General features: G+C 69.0%; 8 protein-coding genes. 5 read left to right on the forward strand and 3 right to left on the reverse strand.

All coding sequences use genetic code 11. The annotated features are described in order from the left end of the window. Window positions 1–84 precede the first annotated feature (84 nt). Window positions 85–2,646 (reverse strand): bifunctional lysylphosphatidylglycerol flippase/synthetase MprF, encoded by a 2,562-nt coding sequence (mprF, locus tag QE385_RS06165; protein WP_307100070.1) that lies wholly within the window; start codon window positions 2,644–2,646, stop codon window positions 85–87. A 388-nt stretch (window positions 2,647–3,034) separates the two neighbouring features. On the opposite strand from mprF, the gene QE385_RS06170 reads away from it, so the two are divergent. The 3 genes from QE385_RS06170 (at window position 3,035) to QE385_RS06180 (ending at window position 5,473) form a co-directional block, all read left to right on the forward strand. Beyond that, window positions 3,035–3,463: a hypothetical protein gene (locus tag QE385_RS06170; RefSeq protein ID WP_307100072.1), complete on the forward strand. Its 429-nt coding sequence runs from the start codon at window positions 3,035–3,037 to the stop codon at window positions 3,461–3,463. Then, window positions 3,432–4,121, forward strand: coding sequence for a response regulator transcription factor (locus QE385_RS06175; protein WP_307100074.1), 690 nt, complete (start codon window positions 3,432–3,434; stop codon window positions 4,119–4,121). Before QE385_RS06170 ends, QE385_RS06175 begins: the two co-directional genes overlap by 32 nt. 89 nt (window positions 4,122–4,210) lie before the next feature. Next, window positions 4,211–5,473: a HAMP domain-containing sensor histidine kinase gene (locus QE385_RS06180; RefSeq protein ID WP_307100076.1), complete on the forward strand. Its 1,263-nt coding sequence runs from the start codon at window positions 4,211–4,213 to the stop codon at window positions 5,471–5,473. A 107-nt stretch (window positions 5,474–5,580) separates the two neighbouring features. Here the strand turns inward: QE385_RS06180 and QE385_RS06185 are convergent, their stop codons facing one another. Further along, the gene (locus QE385_RS06185) at window positions 5,581–8,883 is read right to left on the reverse strand and encodes a glycosyltransferase (protein ID WP_307100078.1); all 3,303 of its coding nucleotides are present in this window, start codon (window positions 8,881–8,883) and stop codon (window positions 5,581–5,583) included. A 190-nt stretch (window positions 8,884–9,073) separates the two neighbouring features. Here QE385_RS06185 and QE385_RS06190 point away from each other — a divergent pair, with 190 nt between their 5' ends. Beyond that, window positions 9,074–9,823 (forward strand): AcvB/VirJ family lysyl-phosphatidylglycerol hydrolase, encoded by a 750-nt coding sequence (locus tag QE385_RS06190; protein ID WP_307100080.1) that lies wholly within the window; start codon window positions 9,074–9,076, stop codon window positions 9,821–9,823. Window positions 9,824–9,848: 25 nt separating this feature from the next. Here QE385_RS06190 and QE385_RS06195 read toward each other — a convergent pair whose 3' ends face one another. Further along, window positions 9,849–11,519, reverse strand: a complete 1,671-nt coding sequence (locus tag QE385_RS06195) for an alkaline phosphatase (protein ID WP_307100081.1) — start codon at window positions 11,517–11,519, stop codon at window positions 9,849–9,851. 174 nt (window positions 11,520–11,693) lie between these two features. Here QE385_RS06195 and QE385_RS06200 point away from each other — a divergent pair, with 174 nt between their 5' ends. Next, entirely contained in the window at window positions 11,694–14,126 is a 2,433-nt protein-coding gene (locus QE385_RS06200; protein WP_307100083.1) for a TonB-dependent receptor, read from the forward strand. Window positions 14,127–14,176: the final 50 nt, after the last annotated feature.

The raw sequence follows: 14,176 nt of genomic DNA on the forward strand, positions 1-14,176 counted from the left end.
GTCAGGGGAGGTGGCACGCGTAGCGCGACGAAGGGGTGTCCCGCTATCGAGAGAGCGACACCCCTCCCCTTGCGGGGGAGCAATTCAGCCTTGCTCCCCGCCATCGGCGATCAGCGCGTTCAGGTCGCGCAGCGCCTTGACCAGCCCCAGCCCGCGCGGCCCCGCAATATAGCGCGGCGCCCATTCGGGCTGGAACTTCTCCTTATAGGCGCGAAGGCCGCGAAAGCCGTAGAAACGCTCGCCATGCCGGAACACCAGCGAGGCCAGCTTTGCCCAGGTCGGGGCCATACGCCGCCCGCCGACCCCGGATAGCGGCGCCAGGCCCAGCGCGAAGCGACCATAGCCCTGCGCCTGGCCCCACAGCATCAGCTCGACGAACAGATAGTCCATCACCCCGCCCGGCGCGTCCTCGACATGGCGCATCAGGTCGACCGACAGCTCGCGCCGATCCCCCGCCTTCCACAAATTGGCGAAGGCGACGATCCGCCCCTCCACCCGCACCAGCGCGCAATCGGTCATCGCCAGATAGGCCGGGTCGAAGCGGCCCAGGCTGAACCCCTTCTCGCCATGCCCCTTGGCCATCAGCCAGTCGTCGGACACCGCGCGCAATTCGGGCAGGATCGCCGGCACCTCGGCGGCGGGCAGGATCGCGAAGCTGGCATTCTCGCGCGTGCGGAAACGGTTGAGCGTCTGGCGAAGCCCGCGCATCCGCCCGCCCTCCAGCGCGAAAGGCCCCAGGTCGATCAGCGCCTCCTCGCCATATTTGATGATCTGGAGCCCCATCTCGATCGCGATCTCCAGCGCGTCGGGGGTGATCTGATACAGCATCAACCGGCCTTGCGCGGCGTCGGCCATGGTCCGCAGCTGCCACAGCAAATCGGCCCAGGCGGCGCGCGGCCCGACCGGATCACCCATCGCGATCCAGCTGGTCCCGCGCACCTGATACATCACGAAGGCATCGCCCTCGGGCGAGAACAGGAAGCGCTTGTCGCCGAGCAGCGCCAGTGCGGCGTCGGTCCGCTCGGCCTGTCCGACGATCGCCAGCACCCGGTCCATCGCGGGGTGGTCGGTCTCCCCCGGCGGCGCGGCAAGGAACAGCCGCCACAACCCCGCCCCGGCCAGCATCACCGCCACGCCCAGCGCGGCGCGCAGGAAACGCGAGGCATCGTCGGACAGCGCGAACCGCCACCACAGCGATTCCTGATAATCGACATGCTTATAGGCGAAGAAGCCGATCCATCCCGTCCCGACGATCACCACCGCGACGCTGAACAGCCAGGCGGGCGACAGCGGCCGCGCGACCAGCGAGGTACGCCGGTAAAAGGCGCGGCGGCTCATCTGGAGCAGCAGCGCGATGGAGAGGCAGACCGCCGCCTCCTCGTAATCGATGCCCTTGGCCAGCGAGAAGACCGCGCCCGCGACCAGCAGCGCACGCGCCGCCAGGCTCGCCCCGTCCAGCCGCCGGTACAGCCCCGGCGCCAGCAGCAGCAGCCCGGTGCCGACCAGGCTGGCGGCGAAATGCGACGCCTCGATAAAGGGCAGCGGCAGGATATGGACGAGGTGATGGACCCGCTGCGGAATGGCGGGCAATGATCCCGACAGCAGCAGGATCGCCCCGCCCCCGAAACAGGCCGCGCTGAGCAGCGTCGGGGCCACGCCCAGCAGGACGCGGCGAATATCGCGCAACGCCTTGATCGGACGCCGCCGCGCCTCGTCCCAGGCGAGCAGCGCGATGCCCAGGCCCAGCGGCAGCAGGTAGTAAAGGACGCGGTACGCGATCAGCGCGGCGAACAGCTCGGTCCGGTCGACCGGCACCGTCGCCAGCACCACCGCCTCGAACACGCCGATCCCGCCGGGCACATGGCTGACCAGCGCGACGATGATCGCCAGCGCATAGGCGAGCACGAAGGCGGGCAGCAGCTCGGGCGAGGCGCCCGGCAACAGGACGAACAGCGCCGCACTGGCGCAAAGCAGGTCGAGCGAGGCGATGCCGATCTGCGCCAGCGCCTGCCCCGTCGTGGGCAGCGGCACGCTCCAGGCGCGCCAGCCGACCCGCTTGCCTGGCCGCAATGCGCAGAGCAGGATCAGCGCCAGCGCCCCCGCCACCACCGCCGCGCCGACCCAGCGGACCGCGCTCTGCCCCAGCACCAGCGCGTCGAGCGTGACCGGCCCTTCATGGAATAGCAGCCCCAGCCCGGTGACGCTGAACACCCCGAACCAGAAGGTCGCGCTGGCGATCGCGATGACGCGTGCGATGTCGGGACCGTCCAGCCCGGCGGCCGCATAGACGCGGTAGCGCGCCGACCCGCCGGTCAGCAGCGCCAGCCCCAGATTGTGGCTGAGCGTATAGCTGGTGAAGGACGCCATCGCCGCCGTCCGCCAGCGCAGCGGCCGCCCGATCACGCGCAGCGCGATCACGTCGTAAAAGGTCAAGGCGATATAGCTGGCGACGGTCAGCGCCGCCGACAGCATGATCTGGTGCGGGTCGATCGCGTAGAAAGCCGCGCGGACATCGGCCAGCCGGATCTGGCGGGTCAGATGATGCAGCGCCGACAGCCCCAGCGCGACGAGCAGCACCACCGCCGCAACCGCGAGATAGCCGCGCCGCGCCTTGGCATAGCCAAGCGCCCGGTCGAGCCATCCCATGTCCCCCGCCCCTTCCGTCATGCGCCGCCCCCCGGCGAACGCGACACGACGAGACGGCATAGATCGCCGCCCGTCGCCTTATGGCCCGTCATGGCCGCAAACCTTTCATCCTCTACGCACACCCACCCATCGCCCGCCTACACCCCTGCACGACGCGGCGACCCGCCATGGCCATAGGACCGTCCCTGCCCCTGTCACCTTTCGGCCACCTGACAAGTGTGTCATGTGGATACAAGCGATTTGATGACAGAAGCGTCACGTCTCGCCCACCCTCCCCTCAGGTCGCGATCGATAGAAGGACAGGTGTGAAACGCCTCGCCCGCCCTGCCTCCGCCCATGCCGCCTCGCCTGCGGCCATGGATCGGCGCGTCCCGGCCGGATGGGCGTCGTGAAGGGGTTGCGGATCGTCGGCTGGGGCGCGGCGGCGGTCGCGTTGCTGGGCGCGGGGGCGGTGGCGCTGCTCGTCGGGCACTTGCCGCTTCGCGCGGGCATGCGGACGGGCACGACGCTTTATGGCGCGACCTTCGTGCCGATGGGCGACGACCGGCCGGGGCTGGTCGTCACCAGCCTGCGCAGCGACCTGGACGGCGACCCCGGCACGATCGACAATTTGCCGCTGCACGTCGGGGATACGGTGGTGGCGGTCGACGGTCGCCCCGCCACCTCCTTCTCGCTGCTGCGCGACGAGGCGCTTCGCGATCCCGAAGCCCCGCTCCGGCTGCGTATCATGCGCGACCATGGCCTCCACACGATCACGCTGCTAAGGACCGGATCGGGAGGACTGCGTGGCCAACAGGATTTTGTTGATCGAAGATGATCGCTCGACGGCGGATTATATCGCCAACGGGTTGCGTGAAGAGGGATTCCTGGTCGACCATGCGGCCAATGGGCGCGACGGCCTGTTCCATGCGACCGACGGCACCTATGACTGCGTCGTGCTGGACCGGATGCTGCCCGGCATGGACGGCATGGCGGTGCTGGCCGCGATCCGCGCCGCCGGGATCGAGTCGCCGGTCCTGATCCTGTCCGCCATGTCCTCGCCCGAGGACCGGGTCGCCGGGCTGACCTCCGGCTCGGACGATTATCTCACCAAGCCCTTCGTCTTCGCCGAGCTGCTGGCCCGCATCCGATTGCTGATCCGGCGCGGCGGCACGACCGGCAACGCGCCGCAGACCAAGCTGGTGTGCGACGACCTGGAGATGGACCTGCTCGCCCACCGCGTCCGGCGCGCGGGCAAGCCGATCGAGCTTCAGCCGCGCGAATATCGGCTGCTCGAATATCTGCTCCAGCATGTCGACCAGGTGGTGACCCGCACCATGTTGCTGGAGGGGGTGTGGGATTTCCATTTCGACCCCAACACCAACGTCACCGACGTGCATATCAGCCGGTTGCGCAAGAAGATCGACGAGGGCTTTGCCCGGCCGCTGCTCCACACGGTGCGCGGGTCGGGTTACAAGCTGGGGGTCGAGAAATAGCCTCGGGCGTCTTCCGTTCGACCACGCTGCGCTTCGCACTGCTGGTCTTTGCGCTCCAGCTGGTCGGCGCGGGCGCGATGGTGGCGACCGTGCGCCACCTGACCCGCGGCGAGATCGCCGACCAAGCCGAGGACGCCGCCAGCGACCTGAGCGACGAACTGGCGGGCATGTGGCGCAGCGGCGGACAGGCGGCGGTGCGCGCGGCGGTCGCGCGGCGGCTGACCACCGACCGGGTGCCGCTGTCGGTCATCCTGCTGACCGATGCGCGCGGCCGCTTCGTCACCGGCAATATCGCCGAATGGCCGCCCAACGTCCCCACCCCCGGCGCCGCGACGATCGAGATCTTCCGCATCGGCCATTCGCAGCCCGAGCGGATGCGCGTGCTCGCCACCCGCCTGCCCGATGGATCGCGGATGCTGGCGGGACATGTCGTCGAGAGCGAGCTGCGTGTCGCCCGCGCGATGGAAGAGGCGATGGCGGTCGGCATGGCGGCGGCGATCGTGCTGGCCGCGCTCGCCGCCTGGATCGCGGCACGGATGATCGAGCGGCGGCTGGAGGATACGGTGGCGACCGCGCATGCGGTGGCGGCGGGCGAGCTGTCGCGGCGGGTCGTCACCAAGGGCGGCGACGACGCCTTCGACGCGCTGGCGGGGGCGGTCAATGCGATGCTCGACCGGATCGCGCTGCTGATGACCGAACTCAAGATCGCGACCGACGGACTGGCGCACGACCTGCGCTCGCCGCTGACCCGGTTGCGCGCCACGCTGGAACGCGCGCTGGCCGAGACCCAGGACGAAAGCGCCAGGGTGTCGGTCGGCCGCGCGCTGGAGGAAGGCGACCGGCTGCTCGCGATGCTCGACACCGCGCTGCGCATCAGCCGGGCCGAGGCGGGGCTGGGCCGCGACGCCTTTGTCGAGGCCGATCTCGCCGCCATGGCGCGCGACGTGGCCGACATGTTCGAGCCGCTGGCCGAGGATCGCGGCATGACGATCCGGGCCGAGGCACCCGACCGGCTGGTGGCGCTGGTCCACCGCGAGCTGCTGGGCCAGGCGCTGGCCAATCTGGTCGACAATGCGCTGAAATACGGATCGGGCGCGGTGACGGTGCGGGTCGAACCCGGCCCGGTCCTGATCGTCGCCGATGACGGCCCCGGCATCCCGCCCGAGCGGCGCGACGAGGCGCTGAAACGCTTCGGTCGGCTGGACGCCGCGCGCAGCGAGAGCGGCGCGGGGCTGGGCCTTTCACTCGCCAGCGCGGTCGCGCATCTGCATGGCGGGACGCTGGCGCTGGAGGATCATGCGCCGGGGTTGCGGGTCCGGATGACGCTCGCGCCCGACGCCCGTTCCGCCTGAACGACCACCTCCGTTCAGCCTGAGCAAAGTCGAAGGCCACGCTCGACGGCAAACGGCGTGGCCTGTGCTTCGACTTCGCTCAGCACGAACGGTGGTCGTCAGGGAATTTACGCCCCGACATTCCCCGTCCGCTCGAGCTTGCCCCAGCCGACGATCCACCCGCCGATCGCCGAGCTGATCGCACGGAGCACGACCCAGTACATGATCTGGCGATAGACCAGCCGCTGCGCGACCAGCAGATGCGCGGGGTAACGCACCCGGTTGCCGTCCAGCCGATAGGCGAGCCAGCCGCACAGCACGTCGATCGCGGTGAACGCCGTCCAATAGGCCGCCATCTGGAACACGTCGGTGCTGGTCTGGGCCCAGCCATGCTGCGCCACCCGCACCGCCGTGCCGATGATCGACAGGATCAGCGCCAGGTCGATCAGCGGCGAGATCGCGGCGAAGATGATCTGGAACAGCCAGGCCTGGGGCAGGCCCACCCGCGCGAGCCCGGCGGGCTGGCCGGTGCGGATCACGCGGCGATGCTTCCACAGGCATTGCAGCGTGCCGAACGCCCAGCGGTAACGCTGCTTGGCCAGCGCCTTGAAGCTTTCGGGCGCCTCGGTCCAGGCGACGGCGCGCGGATCATAGGTGACGCGCCAGCCCGCCCGCTGGATCGCGATGGTCAGGTCCTGATCCTCGGCCAGCGTATTCTCGGGATAGCCGCCCACCGCATCGAGCGCGGCGCGCCGCCACGCCCCCACCGCGCCGGGCACCACCGTCATCGCATCGAACCCGGCCAGCGCGCGGCGTTCCAGATTCTGCGCGGTGATATATTCGACCGCCTGCCAGCGGGTGACGAGGTTCACCCGGTTGCCGACCCGCGCATCGCCCGCCACCGCGCCCAGCTTCGGGTCGGCGAACCAGCGGGCGAGCTTGGCGATGGTGTCCGGCTCGAACTGGGTATCGGCGTCGAGCGCGATCACCACCTCGCCCGCCGCGTCCTGCAACGCGCGGTTGAGCGCTGCCGCCTTGCCGCCATTGGGCAGGGTCAGCAGTTGGACGCGCGGCTCGTCGGCAAAGGCCGCGCCCACCACCGCGCTGGTCCCGTCCTTCGACCCGTCATCGACCACGATCACCTGCAATCCCGGATAGTCGCTGGCCAGCACGCGGGTCACCGACTGGGCGATCACCCGTTCCTCGTTGAAGGCCGGGATGATGACCGAGACGCTGGGGGTATATTCCGGCGGCACCGGCTTGGACTTGCGCCCCTGGAACCAGGCGAGCCCCGCCATCACCACCGCGCGTGCGATGCCCAGCGCGATCGCCAGGTAGAACAGCCAGGCGAGCGATGCGGACAGGAAGGCCAGCACCACGAAGATCGCGACGTCGGTGCGCACCGCCAGCAGGTCCTTGCCGTCGACCACCGGCATCGCCTGGTCGCGGCTCACCCCGACCAGCTGTGAGGCGGCCACGAAGCGATAGCCCTGTGCGCGCAGCGTATCGATGATGCGCGGCAATGCCTCGACCGTCTGTTCGCGGTCGCCGCCGCCATCGTGCAGCAGGATGACATTGGCCGAATTGTCGGCCGTCGCGCCGTGCACCTGGTCGATCGTCTGCTGGACGATCTGGTCGGTGCCGGGACGCTGCCAGTCATTGGGATCGACGTGCAGCCCGACGACCGTATAGCCCAGATTCTGCGCGACCAGCGCGGGGTCGATCTCGTCGGCCGTGGTCGGCTCGGCGTCGCCGAAATAGGGTGCGCGGAACAGCGTGGTCGAGCGGCCGGTATAGGCCTGGATCAGCCGCTTGGTCGCATTCAGCTCCAGCTTGATCGTGCGCGCGCCCGTCGTCGCCATGTTGGGATGGGTATAGCTGTGATTGCCCAGCTCGCTGCCGCCTGCGACGATGCGACGCAGCAGCTGGGGATGCTGCAACGCGTTCTCGCCGATGACGAAGAAGGTGGCGGGGACATGCTCGCGCTCCAGCACGTCCAGGATCTTGGGCGTCCATTCGGCATCGGGCCCGTCGTCGAAGGTCAGCGCGACCGTCTTGGGCAGCGCACCGGCGCGCTGGACGACATAGGGGGTGGGATAGGTGCGATAGACCTCGTTGCGGATCACCCCGTCCTTGTCATAGCGCAGGTCGCGCTGCCCCTCGGTCGGCTGCGCGGTGATGCGCAGGATCTCGCCCGTCCCCTCGACATCGACGTTCAGCGGCGAGGCGACCGCGCCCAGCCGCGGGATGACCCCGCGCGCCGTGCTGCGGAACGCGGCGAAATCCGCCCACAGGCCGGGATCTTCCGACCCCAGCTGCCAGAAGGCGATGTCGTCGATCCCCAGCCGCTTGAGCGCCTGGAGCTGGTTCCAGCTGGTCGCGGCGTCGAGCATCCAGACGGTGTGATGCTCGCCATTCTCGTCATAGGCGAAACCGGCATTGCCGCTGGCCGGATCGAAGCTGACCTTCGCCTGGCTGTCATGCGCGATCAGCCAGGCTTCCTCGATCGACTTGGATTCCGCCGGGCCCTTGGCGGGCCAGTCATAGGCATAGCTGCCGAGCGCGACGATCAGCTTGTCGCGGCCGACCTCGCGCAGCGCCTTTTCGGAGGATTGCAAGAACCAGGGCTGCGCCGCGATCGGGCCGGGGGTGCCGGTCTGCCAATGCTGGTCATAGGCCATCAGGATGATGCGGTCGACGACGCGCGCCAGCCGCTGCAACTGCCACGCCTCGTCCTCGGCGGGGACGGTGACGGCCAGCACCGCACCCTTGGGCAGATGCGCCTTGATCCGCTGGAGCAGCCGGGGATAGCCCGCCATGGCGCTGGCGGGCAGGTTCTCGAAGTCGATGACCAGGCCCGACTGGCGATTGGCCGTCACCGACTGGCCGAGCCGGGTCGCCAGCTTCTCGGACGCCGCCGGGCTGGCGATGATCCGCGCGATCGTCGTGCCGTCCCATTCGTCGGCGGTCAGGTTCTGGACCATCGGCAACAGCCGGGGCGGCCGGGCGGCGCGGGACAACAGGGTGGCGAGCTTGGGATCGTTGCTGATCGTCAGTTCGCCCTTGGCGCCCGCGACGTTCATCAGGCTGGGCACCAGCCAGTCGATCTGCCCCATATGCGCATGGAGCGACGCCAGTGCCGAGTCATTGCCGGGCGTGTAGAAGGCGATGGTCAGCGGGCTATGCCCCTGCGCCACCGACCGGCGCGGCAACCATGCGCCGCGCCGCCCCTTCAGCTGCGCGGTCGGCTCCAGCGTCATCGCCTGGCGCCGCGCGAAGGGCAGCGGCAGAACGCCCGAGTTGGGCACCGCGACCAGCGTGGTGGCAAAGGCGATCGCGGCAACGATCACCGACAGGATCAGGACGGCCACCGCACGCCGCGCCCACGCGCCCCGACGGCCCGTCGGGTCAAAGAAGATCGGCTTGGTCACTGCGTCGGTCCCCGGTTCGTTACCATATGATGCGGGTGCCCCTATGCCGCCCGCATGTTTCCATCCCCCCGCCGATGGCAGACGTCGCGCATAGAGCGGGTGATCGCGATATTACAGATTTTTCATGTGACGGCCGCGCCCCGACACATCGATGCATGGCAAGTAGCCGCCCGACCCTTTAGGAAAGGTTATGTCCGTTCTACTTTCACGTCTTGGCCGCCATCGCGGGCGTATCCTTGCCGGGGTTGCGGCATTGTTCGTCGGCGGCATCGCCATCCTGCTCTATTCAGGCAATTATTTTGCACGCGACCCGGTCATGCGCTTTCCGGCGCAGGGGCGGGCACAGCCGATCCTGGTCCTGTCCCTCTCGGGCGACATGGGGCTGCGCTATGGCATGGGGGGCGTGGTGGCGCGCGGCCTGAGCGCGGCGGGGATCGAGGTCATCGGCATCAATTCGCCGGTGCTGTTCCGGGTCCACCGCACGCGCGAACAGGTCGATACGGTCATCGCCGACGCGGTCCGCCGCGCCGTGGCGGAGGCGGGCGACCGGCGACTGGTGCTGGTGGGGCAATCCTATGGCGCGGACATGCTGCAGACCGGGCTGGCGCACCTGCCCGCCGATCTGCGCGCACGGGTGGCGGCGATCGTGCTGGTGGTGCCGGGGCAGACCGCCTTCTTCCGCTCCGACCCGACCGGGATCGCCTATATGGGCAAGCCGGACAGCTATGCCATCACCACCGCGCGCACGATCGACTGGGCCCCGCTCACCTGCATCTACGGGCTGAAGGAAAAGGACAGCCTGTGCCCCTTGCTCAAGGGCGGTCCGGCCAGGGTGATCGGCCTGCCGGGCAATCATTATCTGGACCATGATGACGCAAAGCTGGTCGCCGCCATGCTGGCAGCGGTACACGGCGGCCCCTCCCCCGCCGCCCGGCGGTAACGACGGAGGAAGGGCGCGCCGCCGGTCAGGCCGGCAGCGCCTCGATCGGTGCGGCGGCGCCGGTCCGCGTCCGCCAGATCGCCGCACAGCCCGGCGCATAGGGCTTGGCCATGACGGTCGACACGGTCATGTAGCGCGCCGTCGCGCTGTCGCGGGTGAGCGTCAGGTGCAGCCAGCCCTTGTCCTCCTGGTCGCAGAAGCGCACGACCTTCGGATTGGCCGCCGCGATCTCGCGGCCGATGCCGGGCATCATGTCGCCCCAGGACGGGCTGGTGATCGAGGTGCCCGCGAACTCCGCCGCGACCAGCGCGCCGTTCGCATCGTACAGGTCGTTCGCCCAGGCCGCATGGCTGTCGCCCGACAGGACGACCGGCCGACTGCCCGCGCGGCGAAAGGCGGCATAGAGCCGCTCGCGCGCCGCCGGATACCCGTCCCAGCTGTCGAAGTTGAGCGGCAGGCCCGCGCGATACCCGGCCTGCGCCTTGGCCAGATTGCGACGCTCGATCTCGGACAGGCGCTCGGTCAGCCTGGCATAGCCCGCCGAGCCCATTTGCTTTTCCAGATCGGGGCCGTCGATCCGCGCCATCACCACCTGATTGCCGATCACCTGCCACGGCGTCCCCGCCTTGACCGAGCGGGTCAGCGTCCGCTCGATCCAGTCCAGCTGGTTCGCGCCCAGCAGTTCGCGGTCGGGTCGGGCGCGCTCGGCCATCATCGCGGCATATTCGTCCGGCTCGGGCGCGGCGCCCTTGGCATGGACCTGCTTCGACCGGGCGAGCAGCCGCGTCTCGACCATCACCAGCGTCGCCAGATCGCCGAAATCGAAGCTGCGGTTGATCGCCTCCCAGGGCTGGCCGGGCCGGGGATCGCGGATCGGCATCCATTCGAAATAGGCCTGCATCGCCGCCGCCTTGCGCCGCCCCCAGTCGCCTTCGGTCGCGGGCTGGTGGTTCTCCGCGCCGCCGATCCAGTCGTCATTGGCGACCTCGTGATCGTCCCACACGCAGATGAAGGCGGCGCGGGCATGCGCGGCCTGCATGTCGGGGTCGCGCTTCACCTGGGCATGACGCTGGCGGTAATCGGCGAGCGTCACGATCTCGTGCGCGGGCTCGGGCAGGCGGTTGAGTTTGTGCCCGCGATCCGTGCCATAGCCGTCCGCGCCATATTCATAGATATAGTCGCCCAGATGCAGCACCGCGTCGAGCCGCTCGGTTTTCGCGATCGCGTCATAGGCATTGAAGAAACCGCCGGGATAGAGCTGGCACGACACCACCGCCAGCACGACATCCTCGACGGCCCCGCGCGGCAGGGTGCGGAAACGCCCCTCGGGCGAGCGCAGGCCCGCCGCCTCGAACCAGTAACGATAGTCGCGGCCGGGCTGGAGGCCGGTCACCTCGACCTTGGCGGTGTGGTCGCGCGCGGCGCGGGCAGAGACGCGGCCCGTGCGCAGGCCCACGGCATCATGGCCGCCGATCGGCGCGACATGCCAGGTCAACGCCACGTCCCGCGCCGCATCGCCCTCCGCCGGGGTGGCGCGGGTCCACAGGATCGCACCGTCGGGGGCCGGGTCGCCACTCGCGACGCCGTAGTCGAAGCGTACCGCGCCGGTCGCGGCCTGCGCCATTCCGGCGGGCATGGCCAGCGCGGCCCCGCTTCCCATCAGCGCCATCGCGCGGCGTCGGTTCATGATCGTCATCGTGTCAGTCCTTTCGGACCGCACGGCTAATCCGCGCCCACGACAGGGGGATGGCGTGCGGATGACGGTTTGGCGACACATGTGGAACGCCGTCACGGATTTGAAACAAGCCGGACACTGACTGGTAATCCCTGCTAACTACGAAGCCCGAAACAAAGTCCTTCGGGGGGAAAAATGCATTCGACCACAGGCCGCCTGACGGTGGCCACAATCCTGCTCGGCCTGTCGCAGACGGCCCTCATCGCACCGGCGGGGGCGCAGGCGATGATCCAGCCGCAAGGCGATCCGCGCGATGCGGACGACAAGGCCGACGTCATCGTCACCGCGCAGAAGCGCGAGCAGCGGATCGCGGACGTGCCGCTGACCGTCACCGCCGTCTCGGGCGCGCGCATGGCCGATCTGGGCGTCAATTCGCTGTCCGAGGTCGCGCAATATATCCCCGGCCTCCAGATCCAGGAGCAGAGCGCGAACAGCCCCGGCTTCGTGATCCGGGGCATCACGTCGGACTCCGGCTCGGCGCAGCAGGGTGCGCGCGTCACCGTCTATTACAACGGCATCGACACCAGCCGGAAGCAGGGCGCCTATCAGGACCTGTACGATATCGAACGGATCGAGGTCGCCAAGGGGCCGCAGGCGACGCTGTTCGGCACCGCCGCCGCGGTCGGTGCGATCAGCATCATCTCGGCGCGCCCCCATGCGGGGACCGAAAGCGGGATCGTCGCCTCCTATGGCAATTTCGACCGAACCCAGGTGTCGGGTTTCCTGAATGCGGGCAACGACGTGCTCGCGGGGCGCATCGCCTTTGCCTATAAATATCGCGACGGCTATGTCCGCAACATCGCGGGGGACCCGAACATCCCCAACCAGAATCAGGGCCGCGTCGATCAGGACGACCTGAACGGACAGGACCAGCGCGGCCTGCGCGGATCGCTGCGCTGGACGCCCAACAGTTCGCTGACCGCCGACCTGATCCTGACCTATGACGGACAGCGCAATCCCGGCACCGCGTTCAAGAGCCGGGCCTTCGCCCCTACCGGCGGACAGACGGGGGATTACGGCTATGCCGAGCTGTCGGGTTCGCCCTTCTCCGCCGGAGTGCTGGGCGCGCGCAAGCTGGGGCTGACGCGCAACGTCTATGACGCCAACCTGACCGTCGCGGTCGATGTCGCGCCGGGCATCACCTTCACCACGGTCAACGGCTATCGCCGGTTCGACGCGCTCGAGATCTTCGACGCGGATGGCGGCCCCGCCTGGTATCTGGAGTTCGGCGAGGATGCGCGCGGCGACCAGTGGAGCCATGAGGGCCGCTTCGCCTTCGAGGGAGCCAAGGCCCGCGCCTCCTTCGGCTGGAACGCCTTTTTCGAAAACGGGCAGCAGCGCGTGCCCTTCTCCACCGAGGAAGGCACCTATCTGGCCTGTTCGGTCGCGCGCGACTTCGCCCCCATCCGCCAGATGCTGAACGCGGCCGGACTGCCGACCGGCACCGCCTGCGTCGCGGCCAACGGCACCATCCCGGCGACGCGCGCCACCGCGATCCTGTCGCGCGGGGCCGCGACCGTCCTGCCCTATAGCGCCAGCTTCGCCAATGACGGGCGCAACAACAGCTATTCGGTGTTCGGCGACGCCAGCTGGATGCCCACCCCGGCGCTGGAGCTGACCGCGGGTGCGCGCGTGCTGATCGAGGACCGGCGTTCGGCCTATAGCTCGGTCATGCCCGACAGCCGGTTGCTGGCGGGCGCGGGCATCTTCACCAGCCTGCTCGGCGCGGCCAACACCAAGGGACAGGTCTTCACCGCGCAGCGCAGCTATGCCGCGATCCTGCCGCGCTTCAACGCGCTCTATCGGCTGGGCGGCGGGGTGAACCTCTATGCGACGATCAGCAAGGGTCGCCGCTCGCCGGTGGTCCAGCTCGATGCGCAGCGCGTCGTACCGCTCAGCGTCCCCAATTCGGGCGCGGTGCCCCGGTTGCAGATCGTGCCCGAGGAAAGCGTCTGGAATTACGAAGGCGGCATCAAGGGGCGGGTCGGCCCCTTCTCCGGCGCCGCCTCGGTCTTCTACCAGCGTTACAAGGGTTTCCAGGTCTCGGTCTTCGAAAACGGGCTGACCGTCACGCGCAGCGCGGGCTCGGCGAACAATATCGGGGTCGAGCTGGAGGGCAATCTGGCGGTCCATCGCTGGCTGAACCTGTTCGCGACCTTCGCCTATATCGATGGCGGCATCGCCGACGATCCGGCCAATGGCGTGTTCGCGGGCAACCGCTTCCGGCTCCAGCCCGATACGACCGCCTCGGGCGGGGCGAGCCTGCGCATTCCCGTGGGCGCGTCGGCAACCTTCTATGCGACGCCCAGCGCGACCTATCGCTCCAAGGTGTTCTTCGAGCTGCCCAACAGCGCGGCGATTTCGCAGGGGGGCTATACGCTGGTCAATCTGCGCGCCGGGCTGGAATTCGGCGACCGGGGCCGGTTCCATGTCGGGGGCTTCGCGCGCAACCTGACCGACAAGCGCTATCTGATCGATGCCGGGAATACCGGCGGCATGTTCGACGCGCCCACCTATATCGCGGGCGAGCCGCGCTTCTATGGCCTGGAGGCGGGCGCGCGCTTCTGACGGCGAACAGACGCGTCCGTTTCCGGTGACTTAACCGCTTTCTAACCCTG

It is taken from the genome of Sphingomonas sp. SORGH_AS_0950, from assembly GCF_030818415.1.
In the GTDB taxonomy this organism is placed as follows: Bacteria; Pseudomonadota; Alphaproteobacteria; order Sphingomonadales; family Sphingomonadaceae; genus Sphingomonas.

Bases quoted from the DNA above. Each gene is read 5' to 3' on its own strand.
- mprF (WP_307100070.1), bottom strand. From the start codon at position 2,646: ATGGGATGGCTCGACCGGGCGCTTGGCTATGCCAAGGCGCGGCGCGGC.
- QE385_RS06190 (WP_307100080.1), top strand. From the start codon at position 9,074: ATGTCCGTTCTACTTTCACGTCTTGGCCGCCATCGCGGGCGTATCCTT.
- QE385_RS06195 (WP_307100081.1), bottom strand. From the start codon at position 11,519: ATGACGATCATGAACCGACGCCGCGCGATGGCGCTGATGGGAAGCGGG.
- QE385_RS06200 (WP_307100083.1), top strand. From the start codon at position 11,694: ATGCATTCGACCACAGGCCGCCTGACGGTGGCCACAATCCTGCTCGGC.